Origin of the sequence: Streptomyces sp. CRCS-T-1 (assembly GCF_024442335.1) — a bacterium.
Taxonomy (GTDB): Bacteria; Actinomycetota; Actinomycetes; order Streptomycetales; family Streptomycetaceae; genus Streptomyces; species Streptomyces koelreuteriae.
This window is the reverse complement of record NZ_CP101651.1, coordinates 5,102,072-5,116,134: the sequence shown is the minus strand read 5'-3', so window position 1 is coordinate 5,116,134 and position 14,063 is coordinate 5,102,072. Positions and strand designations below refer to the sequence as shown.

General features: G+C 71.0%; 11 protein-coding genes and 1 other RNA gene. 3 read left to right on the top strand and 9 right to left on the bottom strand.

Annotation, left to right across the window (positions count from 1 at the left end):
• The first annotated feature begins 44 nt into the window (after positions 1-44).
• On the top strand, positions 45-1,253 hold the full coding sequence (locus NNW99_RS23215) for an MFS transporter (RefSeq protein WP_215121060.1): 1,209 nt from the start codon (positions 45-47) through the stop codon (positions 1,251-1,253).
• 99 nt (positions 1,254-1,352) lie between these two features.
• Complete coding sequence (gene yicI, locus NNW99_RS23210; protein WP_215121059.1) at positions 1,353-3,569, top strand: alpha-xylosidase; 2,217 nt, start codon at positions 1,353-1,355, stop codon at positions 3,567-3,569.
• A gap of 48 nt (positions 3,570-3,617) precedes the next feature.
• On the opposite strand, the gene ssrA is transcribed toward yicI, so the two are convergent.
• The 5 genes from ssrA to ftsE form a co-directional block, all read right to left on the bottom strand.
• Positions 3,618-4,006: a transfer-messenger RNA gene (gene ssrA, locus NNW99_RS23205) on the bottom strand.
• Between the two features lie 143 nt (positions 4,007-4,149).
• On the bottom strand, positions 4,150-4,671 hold the full coding sequence (gene smpB / locus NNW99_RS23200) for an SsrA-binding protein SmpB (protein WP_215121058.1): 522 nt from the start codon (positions 4,669-4,671) through the stop codon (positions 4,150-4,152).
• 18 nt (positions 4,672-4,689) lie between these two features.
• Positions 4,690-5,859 carry a S41 family peptidase gene (locus NNW99_RS23195; RefSeq protein ID WP_215121057.1) on the bottom strand — a complete coding sequence of 390 codons (1,170 nt, stop codon included), beginning with the start codon at positions 5,857-5,859 and terminating at the stop codon, positions 4,690-4,692.
• Positions 5,860-5,927: 68 nt separating this feature from the next.
• Positions 5,928-6,845, bottom strand: coding sequence for a permease-like cell division protein FtsX (gene ftsX, locus NNW99_RS23190; protein ID WP_215121056.1), 918 nt, complete (start codon positions 6,843-6,845; stop codon positions 5,928-5,930).
• Positions 6,846-6,884: 39 nt separating this feature from the next.
• Positions 6,885-7,574: a cell division ATP-binding protein FtsE gene (ftsE, locus tag NNW99_RS23185; RefSeq protein ID WP_184593314.1), complete on the bottom strand. Its 690-nt coding sequence runs from the start codon at positions 7,572-7,574 to the stop codon at positions 6,885-6,887.
• Between the two features lie 237 nt (positions 7,575-7,811).
• Between ftsE and NNW99_RS23180 the strand changes: the two genes are divergently transcribed.
• On the top strand, positions 7,812-8,003 hold the full coding sequence (locus NNW99_RS23180; protein ID WP_215121055.1) for a hypothetical protein: 192 nt from the start codon (positions 7,812-7,814) through the stop codon (positions 8,001-8,003).
• A gap of 117 nt (positions 8,004-8,120) precedes the next feature.
• On the opposite strand, the gene NNW99_RS23175 is transcribed toward NNW99_RS23180, so the two are convergent.
• From NNW99_RS23175 to NNW99_RS23160, 4 genes are all read right to left on the bottom strand, one after another.
• Positions 8,121-8,741, bottom strand: coding sequence for a hypothetical protein (locus NNW99_RS23175; protein ID WP_215121054.1), 621 nt, complete (start codon positions 8,739-8,741; stop codon positions 8,121-8,123).
• 289 nt (positions 8,742-9,030) lie between these two features.
• Complete coding sequence (gene prfB / locus NNW99_RS23170; RefSeq protein WP_189723994.1) at positions 9,031-10,137, bottom strand: peptide chain release factor 2; 1,107 nt, start codon at positions 10,135-10,137, stop codon at positions 9,031-9,033.
• A 537-nt stretch (positions 10,138-10,674) separates the two neighbouring features.
• The gene (locus tag NNW99_RS23165) at positions 10,675-11,922 is read right to left on the bottom strand and encodes a serine/threonine-protein kinase (RefSeq protein ID WP_215121053.1); all 1,248 of its coding nucleotides are present in this window, start codon (positions 11,920-11,922) and stop codon (positions 10,675-10,677) included.
• Positions 11,923-12,044: 122 nt separating this feature from the next.
• Positions 12,045-13,745, bottom strand: a complete 1,701-nt coding sequence (locus NNW99_RS23160) for a serine/threonine-protein kinase (protein ID WP_215121052.1) — start codon at positions 13,743-13,745, stop codon at positions 12,045-12,047.
• Positions 13,746-14,063 lie beyond the last annotated feature (318 nt).

Below are 14,063 nucleotides of genomic sequence, written 5' to 3'. Positions count from 1 at the left end.
ACAGGTGTTGGACCGCTTGATCACCCCCGGGCGACGGTGGGGCCATGCCGCACCTCACCCCGTACCGCCGTCTCTTCAGCCTGCCGGGCGCCCGCGCGTTCACCGCCGGGAACCTGATCGCCCGGCTGCCGATGGGCATGTTCAGCGTCAGCGCGGTCGTCATGATCGCCGGGACGCGGGGCTCGTACGCCCTGGCCGGCGCCGTCACGGCGACGGGGCTCGCGGCGACCGCGGTGGTCGCGCCGTGGACCGCGCGGCTCGTCGACCGGCACGGACAGGCCCGGGTGGCCCTGCCCGCCACGCTGATCGCCGTCCTCGGCTCCCTCTCGCTCCTGCTGTGCGTGCGCCTCGACGCCCCGGACTGGACCCTGTTCGCCTCCTACGCCGCCACCGCCACGACCCCCAACACCGGCGGCATGTCCCGGGCCCGCTGGGCGCATCTGCTGGCCGGCGACCCGAAGGGCCTGCACACCGCCCACTCCTTCGAGCAGGCCGCGGACGAACTGTGCTTCATGCTGGGTCCGGTGCTCGCGGCCTTCCTGTGCGGGGCGTTCTTCCCGGAGGCGGGCACGCTCGTCGGCGCGGTGCTGCTGCTGACGGGGATGCTCCTGTTCACGACCCGGCGTGCGACGGAGCCGCCGGTCCGCGAGGAGATACCCGCGAAGGCGCCGCTGCGCGCCCCCGGCATGCCCCCGCTGCTCGCGGTCTGTCTGGCGATGGGCGGGATCTTCGGCTCGACGGAGGTCGTCACGCTCGCGTTCGCCGACCGGCAGGGGCACCAGTCGGCGGCCGGTGCCGTACTCGCGCTCCAGGCGGCCGGTTCCTGCGCGGCGGGTCTGCTGTACGGCGCCGCGAAGCCCACCGGGCCGGCGGCGGCACGGCTGCCGTGGTGCGTGGCCGCGATGGCCGCCTTGCTGGCGCTGCCGCTGCTCGCGGCGAGCCTCACCGGCTCTCTCCTCTGTCTCGCGGGCGCGCTGCTGGTCGCCGGGATGGCGACGGCCCCGACGATGGTCACCACCATGACGCTGGTCCAGCAGCGCACCCCCGAGGGCCGGCTGAACGAGGGCATGACCCTCGCGGTGACCGGCCTGCTGGGCGGCATCGCCGGTGGCGGCGCGCTCGGCGGCTGGACGGTGGAGCATGTGTCGGCGACGGCCGGATACGGCATCCCGGTGACGGCGGCGGCCCTGGCCCTACTGCTGTCCCTGGCCACGGCGTCGAAACGCTTCACCAATTCCTGGACACCCCATTGACGCCCTCACACACCCCGCATACGTTCGACTGTCGAAGCGCTTCGATACCCCCTCGAAACCGCTTCGACACCATGCGCCGGGAAGTTGAGGACCCCCCACATGAAGTTCACCGACGGCTACTGGCTTCTGCGCGAGGGCGTCACCGCGGCCTACCCGGCCGAGGTCCTCGACGTCACCGAGTCGGACGGCGCGCTGGAGTTCCACGCGCCGACCCGGCCCATCCGCTCCCGCGGCGACCTGATGACGGGCCCCGTCCTGACACTGCGCGCCCACACCCCCATGGCCGACGTCATCGGCCTGACACTGACGCACTTCACGGGCGGGCAGCCCCGGGGCCCGGAGTTCGAACTCACCGACTCCCACCCGACCGCGCGGATCGCGTACGACGACGAGCACACGACCCTGGCCTCGGGCGACCTGTCGGTCCGGGTGGCCCGCGGCGGCCCCTGGCACGTCGAGTTCGCCGCGGGCGGCCGGGCGCTGACCGGCAGCGGTCACCAGAGCATGGGCATCATGCGGGACGCGACCGGCGCCCACCACCTGCGCGAACAGCTAGTGCTCCAGGTCGGCACCTCCGTCTACGGCCTCGGTGAGCGCTTCGGCCCGCTGGTGAAGAACGGGCAGGTCGTCGACATCTGGCAGGCCGACGGCGGCACGTGCAGCGAACAGGCCTACAAGAACGTGCCCTTCTACCTCACGGACGCGGGCTACGGCGTCTTCGTCGACCACCCGGGCCAGGTCTCCTTCGAGGTCGCCTCGGAGGTCGTGTCCCGGGTGCAGTTCAGCGCGGAGACCCAGGAGCTGACGTACTACGTCATCTACGGCCCGACCCCGAAGGACATCCTGCGCAAGTACACGGCCCTGACCGGCCGCCCGGCGCTGCCGCCCGCCTGGTCGTTCGGCCTGTGGCTTTCGACGTCCTTCACCACCTCGTACGACGAGGAGACGGTGACGTCCTTCATCGAGGGCATGAGGGAGCGTGAGCTCCCGCTCTCCGTCTTCCACTTCGACTGCTTCTGGATGCGCGAGTACCAGTGGTGCGACTTCCGGTGGGATCCGCGGGTCTTCCCGGACCCGGAGGGCATGCTGGCCCGGCTCAAGGCCCGTGACCTGCGCGTCAGCGTCTGGATCAACCCGTACATCGCGCAGCGCTCCCCGCTGTTCGCCGAGGGCAGGGCGCTCGGGCATCTGCTGAGGCGCCCGGACGGCAGCGTCTGGCAGTGGGACATGTGGCAGCCCGGCATGGCCCTGGTCGATTTCACGAGCCCAGCCGCCCGCGACTGGTACGCCGCCAAGCTGGAGGCGCTGCTCGCGCAGGGCGTCGACTGCTTCAAGACGGACTTCGGCGAGCGCGTGCCGCTCGATGTGGCCTGGTCCGACGGCTCCGACCCGGAGCGGATGCACAACTACTACACGTACCTCTACAACCGCACGGTCTTCGAGGTACTGCGCAAGCACCGCGGCGAGGAGGAGGCCGTTCTCTTCGCCCGCTCGGCGACGACGGGCAGCCAGCAGTTCCCGGTGCACTGGGGCGGCGACTGCGAGGCGACCTACGAGTCGATGGCCGAGTCCCTGCGCGGCGGCCTGTCCCTCGGTCTGTCGGGCTTCGGCTTCTGGAGCCATGACATCGGCGGCTTCGAGGGCACGCCGACCCCGGCCCTGTTCAAGCGCTGGCTGGCCTTCGGCCTGCTCTCCTCGCACAGCCGGCTGCACGGCTCCTCGTCGTACCGCGTGCCCTGGCTGTTCGACGAGGAGTCCGTGGAGGTCGCGCGCCACTTCACCCGGCTGAAACTGCGCCTCATGCCCTATCTGTACGAGGCGGCCCGGACCGCCCACACCGAGGGTGTGCCGGTGATGCGGGCGATGGTGCTGGAGTTCCCGGACGACCCGGGGTGCGCGCATCTGGAGCGGCAGTACATGCTCGGCCCGGACCTGCTGGTCGCGCCGGTGTTCAGCGACGAGGGCGACGTCACCTACTACGTCCCCGAGGGCACCTGGACCCACTTCCTGACCGGGGAGACGGTGACCGGCCCGCGCTGGGTGCGCGAGCGGCACGGCTTCAGAAGCGTGCCGCTGCTGGTCCGGCCCGGGGCCGTGATCCCGGTGGGCGCGGTGGACGACCGCCCGGACTACGACCATGCCGCCGGGGTGACCCTGCGGGCGTACGGCCTCCAGGACGGCGACCGCGTGACGGTGCCGGTCGGGGACGTGACCTTCACCGTCGTACGCGAAGGGGGCACCCTGCGGGCGTCGTGCAGCGACCCGGCGATCCCCTGGACTCTCGCCGACGCCGGCGGCCACGACGTCCGGCCATGACAAAGGCCCCGCCGCTCGGAAGCGGCGGGGCCTGTGCCCACATGGGATGAGTGGAGATGGCGGGAATCGAACCCGCGTCCAACGGTGCAAAAGGAGGGCTTCTCCGAGCGCAGTTCGCTTCGATTTTCTCGGCCCCGGTGATCTCGCGAACAAGTCTCCGACGGGCCCAGTCACTGTTTGATTTCCCACCGAACCCCGTGACCGGGCTCGATGGTTTAGTTCCCTAGATTATGCCAGGGTCCGGGTCGGGAACACCCCCGGGCTGACACCCATTAAGGGTCCTTCACTCACTGCTTATTAGGCAGCGAGGGCGAAGGACTGGGAATCGCTCTTGGAATTGGCGATTATTGGTTGCGACATATGGTTTACGAGATCATTGCCGCTTCCTCGGCTCGCTTCCCCTGCTTCGACATCCGCTGTCGAAACCGATCATCCCCATGTTGTTTTATCAATCCACGCCCCGGCTGTGCGGGGCAGTGCCCATCGTACGTGACCAACGCCCGAGGGGGCCAGCCAATTCCCGCGCGGCCCGCCAGGAGCCACGGGGAGCCGCCGGTCAGCCGCTCGGCGCGGGCGCCCGCTAGGCGCCGCGCTGGCGCCGCTTGGCGTCCGCGACCGCGCGGTTCGTCTCCCGCAGGTCCTGCTTCTCCTTGAGGGTCTGCCGCTTGTCGTACTCCTTCTTGCCCTTCGCGAGCGCGATCTCGACCTTGACCCGGCTGTCCTTGAAGTACAGGGCCAGCGGCACGATCGTGTGCCCCGTCTCCTGGGACTTGGACTCCAGCTTGTCGATCTCCGCCCGGTGCAGCAGCAGCTTGCGCTTGCGAGTGGCGGAGTGGTTGGTCCAGGTGCCCTGCACGTACTCGGGGACGTGGATGTTGTGCAGCCATGCCTCGCCGTGGTCGATGTGCACGAAGCCGTCCACCAGGGAGGCCCGGCCCATCCGCAGCGACTTGACCTCGGTCCCCATCAGGACCAGGCCGCACTCGTACGTGTCGATGATGTGGTAGTCGTGCCGCGCCTTCTTGTTCTGCGCGACCATCTTCCGGGCGGGTGCCTTCTCGGCAGCCTTCGCGGCCTTGCGTTTTACCTTTTCCTTCGCCATAGTGCGGCCATTTTCGCACTACGAGGGGGGTCCGAGGCCAGTCAATACTGTCTCGGCCCGCCTCTCGGCACCGTCCTCGACCTCCAGGTCCGGTGTGATGCCCCGGCCGTCGACCCCCCGGCCGGAGGGGGTGCGGTAGTGACCGACGGTGAGCTCCGCCACGGAGCCGTCGGGCAGCCTGCTCGGCATCTGGACCGAGCCCTTGCCGAAGGTGCGGGAGCCCACGACGAGGGCGCGGCCGCGGTCCTGCACGGCACCGGTGAGAAGCTCGGCCGCGCTCATCGTCCCGCCGTCGACGAGCGCGACCAGGGGTCTCGTGGTGTCGCCGCCGGGGTCGGCGTGCAGGGCGCGCTGTTCGCCGTCGACGTCGTAGGTGGCGACCAGGCCGCCGTCGAGGAAGGCGGAGGCGGCGGTGACGGCCTCGGTGACCAGGCCGCCGGAGTTGGCTCTCAGGTCGAGGACGATGCCGGCGCCGCGCGGGGCCCGCCGGACGGCTTCGCGGACCCGCTCGCCGGAGCCCTTGGTGAAGGTGTCGACCCTGATGACGGTGACCGAACCGGCGGCTTCCCGGACGCTGACCGGGTCCGTGGACAGCCGGGCCCGGCGCAGGGTCTCGCTCCACGCGCGCGTGCCGCGCTCCAGGCCGAGGCGGACGGTGGTGCCGGCGGTGGCACCGCCCGCATCCCCGCGCAGTAAGGAGACGACCTCGGTGACGGGCCGCCCGTCGGTCTTCTCGCCGTCGACGCTGCGCAGCAGGTCCCCGGGGCGGATCCCGGCGCCGGCGGCGGGCGAGCCGGAGCGCACCTTCGTCACCTCAATACGGCCGTCCCGCTCGCTGCGGGCCCACAGGCCGACGCCGGTGTACTGGCCGTCGAGGGACTCCTCGAACTCCTCGTACTCGCCCTCGGAGTAGACGGCGCCCCAGCGGTCCCCGCTGCGGCTGACCGCGCGCTTCGCGGCCTCCATCGGGGACTTGCCGTCGGCCATGGCCTCCTCGGCGGCCCTGGCGACATCGGCGTGGCGCCCGGCCGGGGTGGCCGAACGGGCCTCGTCCGGAGCGGACTTCCGGTCGGCCTGCGGAAGGGACCCGGTGGCCGCGCCGGCGACGAGCACGCTCGTGAAGAGCAAGGTCAGGGCGGCCCCGCGGCGGATGCGGCGGGGCTGACAGAACGGGTCACGACCTGACATGCCGGTGAGTCTAGGACAAGGTGAAGGGCCGTACGGCTGGTTGACCGCACGGCCCCTCTTGGCATGTGTCACACCTTCAAGTACTTGCGCAGCGCGAAGAACGCGGCCAACGCGGGCATCAGCAGGCTCGTGGCGAGGATGAGCGGCAGCTTGGTCAGGACCGCGTCCCAGCCGATGAAGTTGATCAGTGTGAGCTGGTCGGCCAGGGCCAGTCCGTGGTCGATGAGGAAGTACCGGGCGATCAGCAGGAAGCCGCACGCGAGGGTGCCGCCGATGAGTCCGGCGACGGCGGCCTCCATGATGAACGGCGCCTGGATGTAGAAGCCGGAGGCACCGACCAGCCGCATGATCCCCGTCTCACGCCGGCGGCTGAACGCCGAGACGCGCACGGTGTTGACGATCAGCATCAGCGCGACGACCAGCATCAGCGCCATCACCGCGCGGGCGGCCCAGTTCATGCCGTTCAGCAGCTTGAAGAGGTTGTCCAGGATGCCCTTCTGGTCCTGCACGGACTGCACACCGTCCCGGCCGTTGAAGGCGGTGGCGATGACCTGGTACTTCTGCGGGTCCTTCAGCTTGATGCGGTAGGACTCCTGCATCTGGTCCGGCGTGAGGGAGCTGGCCAGCGGGGAGTCGCCGAACTGCTCCTTGTAGTGCTTGTACGCCTGGTCCTGCGACTCGTACGTGACCTTCTCGACCACGCCCATCTTGTCGAGGTCGGAGTTGATCTGCTTCTTCTGGTCGTCGGTGACCGCGCCCTTGGCGCAGTTGGGGTCGGACTCGGCGTCGCTCTTGTTGCAGAGGAAGACCGAGACGTTGACCTTGTCGTACCAGTAGCCCTTCATGGTGTTGACCTGGTCGCTCATCAGGAGCGACCCGCCGAACAGGGCGAGCGACAGGGCGACGGAGACGACGACCGCGAAGGTCATCGTCAGGTTGCGGCGGAGACCGACGCCGATCTCCGACAGGACGAACTGGGCGCGCATGGCGACTCGTTATGCCTTTCCGTGATCTAGGGTGCGGTCTCAGTGCTGGTAGCCGTAGACACCGCGGGCCTGGTCGCGGACGAGGCGGCCCTTCTCCAGTTCGATGACGCGCTTGCGCATCTGGTCGACGATGTTCTGGTCGTGCGTGGCCATCACCACGGTGGTGCCCGTCCGGTTGATGCGGTCGAGCAGCTTCATGATGCCGACGGAGGTCTGCGGGTCGAGGTTGCCGGTGGGCTCGTCGGCGATGAGGAGCTTGGGCCGGTTGACGAAGGCCCGCGCGATGGCGACGCGCTGCTGCTCACCACCGGACAGCTCGCCGGGCATCCGGTCGTCCTTGCCGCCGAGCCCGACGAGGTCGAGCACCTGCGGGACGGACTTGCGGATCTCGCCGCGCGACTTGCCGATGACCTCCTGGGCGAAGGCGACGTTCTCGCCGACCGTCTTGTTCGGCAGCAGGCGGAAGTCCTGGAAGACGGTCCCCAGCTGGCGCCGCATCTGCGGCACCTTCCAGTTGGAGAGGCGTGCGAGGTCCTTCCCCAGGACGTGCACCTGTCCGTGGCTGCACCGCTCCTCGCGGAGGATCAGCCGCAGGAAGGTGGACTTTCCGGAGCCGGAGGACCCCACGAGGAAGACGAACTCGCCCTTCTCGACCTCCAGGGAGACATCCCTGAGGGCGGGGCGGGTCTGCTTGGGGTAGACCTTGGAGACGTTGTCGAATCGGATCACGGATGCACCACGGGTCGCCGGGGGTAGATGAGCGTGACCATACGCGAACCGGGGAGGGCAGCGCAGTCACCGACTGTGGTTGCGCCACGGATGTTCCGTTTTGTGCCGAGCCCCGAGGGGTGCCCACCTTCGGCAGCGACCGCGCACCCCGCCGGGGAACCTGGCAAAGTGGGGAGGGGAACATTCTGCTTCCCGCACACGTTGGATCCGTGGAACCGTCGCAAGGAGGGCGAGCGCATGACGTACGACCGGCTGGTGTGCGCGAACTGCGCGGCCCCCGTCAGCGAGGGCCGCTGCCCCGTCTGCCGCGCGAACCGTGAGCGCCTGCAGCAGGAGAGCTTCCTCGCGAATCTGAACCCCATGGCGCTGATCGCCCTGCTGACGGTCCTGATCGCGGCCGTGGCCCTGCTGGCCCACCAGACCGCTTAGCGGCGGCGGCCGGAAGCTTCCCGAGGACTCCTTACGACAAGGCCGAGGGCCCGGAGCGTTTCGCTCCGGGCCCTCGGTTTCGCGCTGTGCCTACGGTCCGTACGGACGTGGCTACCGTCAGGCGGCAGCTCCGCCGCGGCCGCCCACGAGGCGCGGCAGGAGACGGAAGCCGACACCGCCGGCGATCATCGTGGCGGCGCCGATCACCAGGAAGGTGGTCTGCGCGGCACCCGTCTCGGCGAGCTCCTGGCCGTTGCCCTGGGCCTGGGCCTGGCCCTGCGGGGCCACCGGGGTGGCGCCCGAGCCGGTGTCCGTGAGGGAGGAGGAGCCCTCCTCCTGCGGGGAGGTGCCACCGTCGGGGTCGGCGTTGTTGCCGCCGCTGCCGTTGCCACCGTTGCCGCCGCCGTTGCCCGGGTCGGTGGTGGGCGCGGCGGTCGGCTGGTCCGTCGGGTCCTCGGTCGGCTCGGTGGGCTCCTCCGTGGGCTCCGTCGGCTCCTCCGTGGGCTCCTCGGTCGACGGCGGCGGGTCGGTCGGGAGACCCGTCGGGACGTCGGTGGGGATGCCGGTCGGCTCACCCGTCGGCGTCGGGCTGGGCGTCTCCTTCGCGCACAGGATGCCGAGCAGGCACTTGTCGGATTCCGCGGCGGATGCGGCACCGGCGGCGGTCAGCGAGGCACCGGCCGCGATCACGGCGCCGGCCGCTATCCGTGCGACACGGATCCGCGTCTTCTTCGTCATATGGTTGCTACCCCCAGTAGCTCATCGTCATTAGGCAGCGCTCGGGGCTGTGCTCGACGGGAGAGCTGTCGTGAGAGGTCCCCCGGTTCACATGCGCCCCAGAGACACGCATGCCGCGCTTTACCCTTCCCATTTTTCAAAGACACGTCAAGGGCGTTTGCGGGCGCCATGTCCAAGTCTGAGGGCTATGCGGGGAGTCGAACTCTGTGAGTGTGATGTAAAAGCTGGACATCCGGACACAGAAAAGGCAACCACCGCGCTCATCGCGGCAGTTGCCTTGTCGACAAACTTACTTCTCTTGCTGCTTGCGCCAGCGAATTCCGGCCTCCAGGAACCCGTCGATCTCACCGTTGAACACGGCCTCGGGGTTGCCGACCTCGCACTCGGTGCGCAGGTCCTTGACCATCTGGTACGGGTGCAGCACGTACGAACGCATCTGGTTGCCCCAGGAGTTGCCGCCGTCGCCCTTGAGGGCGTCCATCTTGGCCTGCTCCTCCTGGCGGCGCCGCTCCAGCAGCTTGGCCTGGAGCACGTTCATGGCCGTCGCCTTGTTCTGGATCTGCGAGCGCTCGTTCTGGCAGGAGACGACGATGCCGGTGGGGATGTGGGTGAGGCGCACCGCGGAGTCGGTGGTGTTGACGCCCTGGCCGCCGGGGCCTGAGGAGCGGTACACGTCGACGCGCAGTTCGGACTCGTCGATCTCGATGTGGTCGGTCTGCTCGACCACGGGCAGGACCTCGACGCCCGCGAAGGAGGTCTGACGGCGCCCCTGGTTGTCGAAGGGCGAGATGCGCACGAGGCGGTGCGTGCCCTGCTCGACGGAGAGCGTGCCGTAGGCGTAGGGCGCCTGGACGGCGAAGGTGGTCGACTTGATGCCGGCCTCCTCCGCGTACGACGTCTCGTAGATCTCGGTCTTGTAGCCGCGCTGCTCGGCCCAGCGCAGGTACATGCGCTGGAGCTTCTCGGCGAAGTCGGCGGCGTCGACGCCACCGGCCTCGGCGCGGATGTTCACCAGGGCCTCACGGGAGTCGTACTCGCCGGAGAGGAGGGTGCGGACCTCCATCTCGTCCAGCGCCTTCTTCACGGCCGTGAGCTCGGACTCGGCCTCGGCGCGGGTGTCCGGGTCGTCCTCCTCCTCGGCCATCTCGAAGAGGACGCCCAGGTCGTCGAGGCGACCGCGCAGGGCCTCGGCCTTGCGCACCTCGGCCTGGAGGTGGGACAGCTTGCTGGTGATCTTCTGCGCCTCATCGGGGTTGTCCCAGAGGGACGGCGCGGCCGCCTGCTCCTCGAGCACGGCGATGTCTGCCCTCATCTTGTCGAGGTCCAGAACGGCCTCGATCGACTCCATGGTCGAGGAGAGGGACTTGAGCTCTTCGGATACATCGACGACTGCCACGCCTCCAGCGTAACGGCTCCGCCCGGCGGCCATCGCCGGGCGGGCGGAGCGGGCTGCCGACGGCGCCGGGGGCTGCGGCGGCGCCGGGGTGCGGGTGGCAGGGCGACACGGGTGCCGCGTTCCCGGTGTCCGGCGGCACGGCGTCATCGGTCACCCGCCGTCGCGGGCCGGGCCCTCGGCACCGACCACCGGCGTCATCGGCCCTCGCTGTTCCCCGGCGCGGTGCGGAAGTCCCCGGAGCCGGGCCCTCGGTGCCAGGCGGCGGCGCCGAGCGATCGGCCGCCCGGCGCCGGCCCCCGGCGCCATCGGCCCGCCCCGGTTCTCCGGAACGGACCGAGGAGACCACGCGGCCACGCTCTCGGAATCCGGCCGCACCACGGCCGTCCGGCACCGCCGGCCGGGCCCGGACGCCACCACCGGCGCCATCGGCACGCGCTGTTCCCCGGCGCGGTCCGGGAGTCCGCAGGACCGAGCCCTCGGTGCCGGGCGGCGGCGCCGAGCGATCGGCCGCCCGGCGCCGGGTCGGGTCGGGTCGGGTCAAGGCGACTGCGGGGCCGAGTTTCTCGTGTCCTGGGGTGGGGTGTTCGTGTCGTCGTCCGATGTGGAGAGCCAGGCGCCGACGCCGATCGCGGCGGCCAGGGCTATCGCCGCCGCTCCCAGGGCGACGCGGCGGCGTCGGGCGGCGGCGCGGTTGCGGGCGGAGCCGGGGCGGGGGGTGCCGGGGGTGCGGGGGGCACGGGCCGTGCCGTGGGCGCCGCCGGCCAGTTCGTCGGGGGCGGGGACGCGCATCGAGGTATGGGTGTCGCGGTTGGAGTCGGCCGGTTTCGCGCCGGGGACGAGGGGGACCGCACCGCGCCGCCGGATCCGTTCCCCGGAAGGGGCCGGTCCGGCCGGCTGCTCCTCGCGGTCGGCCTCCTCCTCGGACTCCGGGTCGGGCTCGTCCACCTCCAGCGGCGGCATGCCCGCCAGCATCGGCAGCAGCTCCCGCAGCCGCGCCCCGAGCTCCGAGGCCCGCAGCCGCGAGGCCGGCGCCTTGGCCAGGCACTGCACGAGGAGCTGCCACAGCTCGTCAGGGATGCCGGGCAGTGGGACGACCGTCTCCGTGACGTGCCGGCGCAGCACCGCGCCCGGATGGCCGCCGCCGAACGGGGTGAAGCCCGCGAGCAGCTCGTACAGCACCGTGGCGAGCGCGTAGATGTCGACGGAGGCGCGCGGGGGCAGGCCCTCGACGATCTCCGGCGCGAGATAGTCCGGGGTGCCGATGATCTTCGTGGCCTTGGTGCGGCGCGGGGTGTCGATGAGCTTGGCCACGCCGAAGTCCGTCAGCAGCGCGCGGTGGGAGCCGCCGGGGCCGAGCGGGCCCTGCATGTCCAGGAGCACGTTCTCCGGCTTCACGTCCCGGTGCACGACGCCCGCCGCGTGCGCGGCCGCCAGCCCGTCGGCGATGTCGGCCGCGATCGCCACGGCCGCCTCGGGCGGCAGCCGGCGTTCCCGCTCCAGCCGGGTCCTGAGGTCCGTACCGCGGACGAGGTCCATGACCAGCGCCAGGTCGTTGCCGTCCACCACCAGGTCGCGCACCGAGACGACGTGCGGGTGCTCCAGGCCGAGCAGCGCCGTCCGCTCCTGCACGAAGCGTCCGACGAGTTCCTGGTCGGACGCGAGGTCCTCGCGCAGCAGCTTGACGGCGACGGGGCCCTCGGGACCCTCGCCCAGCCACACCGTGCCGGCGCTGCCCCGCCCCAGGATCTGGTGGGCGGTGTACCGGCTGCCGATCTTCCGTGCCAAGGCTGCTCCTACCGACGCGTGTTGTCGCTAAAACTACGCGCAGGAAGAGCCAACCTTCACCGCCCGGGCGGAAATCACCCGCCAGGTGTCGACAAATCACCAACCCCGCATGCCGGTTCGGGTCAGTTCGTGCCCGAACTCCCGCCGAGCTTCTCGATCCAGCCCGTCACCGTGCCGAACCAGTCGGTGAGCTGGTCCCAGTAGCCCTTGCCGGTGCCGATCCACTCCTGGAGCGGGCTCAGCTCCCAGATCAGCCAGCCGGCGACGAACAGGATGACGATCGTGAAGAGGCAGCCCTTCAGACAGCCGAGCCCGGGGATCCGCATCGGGTTGGCGCTGCGCTGCCGCGGCTGCCGGGGCTCGCGCTGCGGCCGCTGGGGCTGCTGGGGCTGCTGCGGCTGAGGAGGCGGCGGGGGCGGGGCGTAGCGCTGCGGCTGCTGGGCCTGGTGCTGCGGGGCGTACTGCTGGGGCTGCTGCTGCGGATGGCCGTAGCCGGGGCCGGGCTGGGGCTGCCGACCGCGCTGTGGAGGCTGCTGCGGCCGGGCGACCTGGCGCTGGGGGCGGCGGCGCAGCGGGTCCTGACCCGGGTCGAGGTAGTTCTGGACCTGCGTCTGCTCATTGCGGTCGCGGGCGGCCCGCAGCTGGTTCTGCCAGGGGTGCGGATCCTCGGGCCCGCCGCCCTGGCCCTGCTGCCCGGGGTGGCCGGGCGATCCCGGCGGGACCGGGGGCATGACGGCGGTCGGGTCGGCCGCGCCCCGGTGGGGCATGACCGAGGTGGGGTCGCCGGCTCCGGCCGGGCCGCCGGTGTGCGGCATGACGCTGGTCGCCGCGTTCGGGTCGTACGAACCCGCGCCCTGCGGGAGGACCTGGGTGGGGTCGGCGCCGCCGGTCATGTCCGGGACGGGCGCGGGCGCCGGGTCGGGCGCCAGGAGCATGCCGACGCCCTCGGCGGCGGCGATCTGCGCGGAGTTCGCGTGCACGCCGATGCCCTCGGCGACGACGCGCAGGCCGCGGGCGAGGTTCTCGGCGCTGGGCCGCTCGTCCGGGTTCTTGCGCAGACAGCGCTCGATGACGGTCCACAGCGGGTCGGGGACCGTGGAGGGGCGGCGCGGCTCGGCGCTCAGGTGCTGGTGCAGCACCTCGAGTGCGGAGCCGCCGGCGAACGGCGGACGGCCGGTGACCAGCTCGTAGAGCAGGATGCCGGCGCCGTAGATGTCGACGGCGGAGGTCTGCGGCCGGCCCTCGGCGCCCTCGGGCGCGACGTACGCGGGCGTGCCGACGAACTCCTGGGTGCGGGTCAGCCCCGGGGAGTCGGCGAGGCGCGCGATGCCGAAGTCGGTGAGCAGCGGGTGCATCTGCCCGTCGTACTGCTGGAGCAGGACGTTCGCCGGCTTGAGGTCGCGGTGGACGACGCCGTCGGCGTGGCTGGCGGCGAGCGCGTCGGCGATCTGGGCGGTGAGCAGGGCCGCGGCGACGGGGCTGAAGGGGCCGTTGTCGCGCAGGTAGCGGTGCAGGTCGGGGCCCTCGACGAGGTCCATGACCAGCGCCAGCAGATCGCCCTCGACGACCAGGTCACGGACCCGGACGATGTTCGGGTGGGTCAGCCGGAGGAGGACGGAGCGCTCCCGGAGGAAGCGCATCACGACGTCCGCGTCGCTGGCCAGCTCCTCCTTGAGGACCTTGATGGCGACGGTCTCGCCGGGCTGCCCCGGCACGGCCGCCTCGGCGCCCGCGGTCTCGCGCTGGCGGGCTCGCCAGACGGTGCCCGTGGCGCCGCGTCCGAGCGGCTCCTCGAGCAGGTACTTGCTGCCTACCGGCCGCACGTCATGCGCTCCCTGCTGCTTGCCTTGCCTGCTGGCCTGTGTCCGACCCACTGTAGTGCCGCGCCGCCGGGGACCGGGGTGTCGGCTTTCTGTGGGTCTTACGTAGCCGTTCTCACATCCGTTCGAAGCAAAGACGCTCACCTCGGTCTTGTGGTTGCTGATAACGAACGTGACTGATCCCAAGAGGTCGCCTGTGGGTCATCTCTCAGGCACTTTTGCGGGCAGAGCCGACCAATCAAGATCACCTTTTCCCGAGCGAGGGGCGCGGTGTCAGTGGCAGGTGCGAGGATGCCTGCAGTATTGGCCGACGTGCTGGGG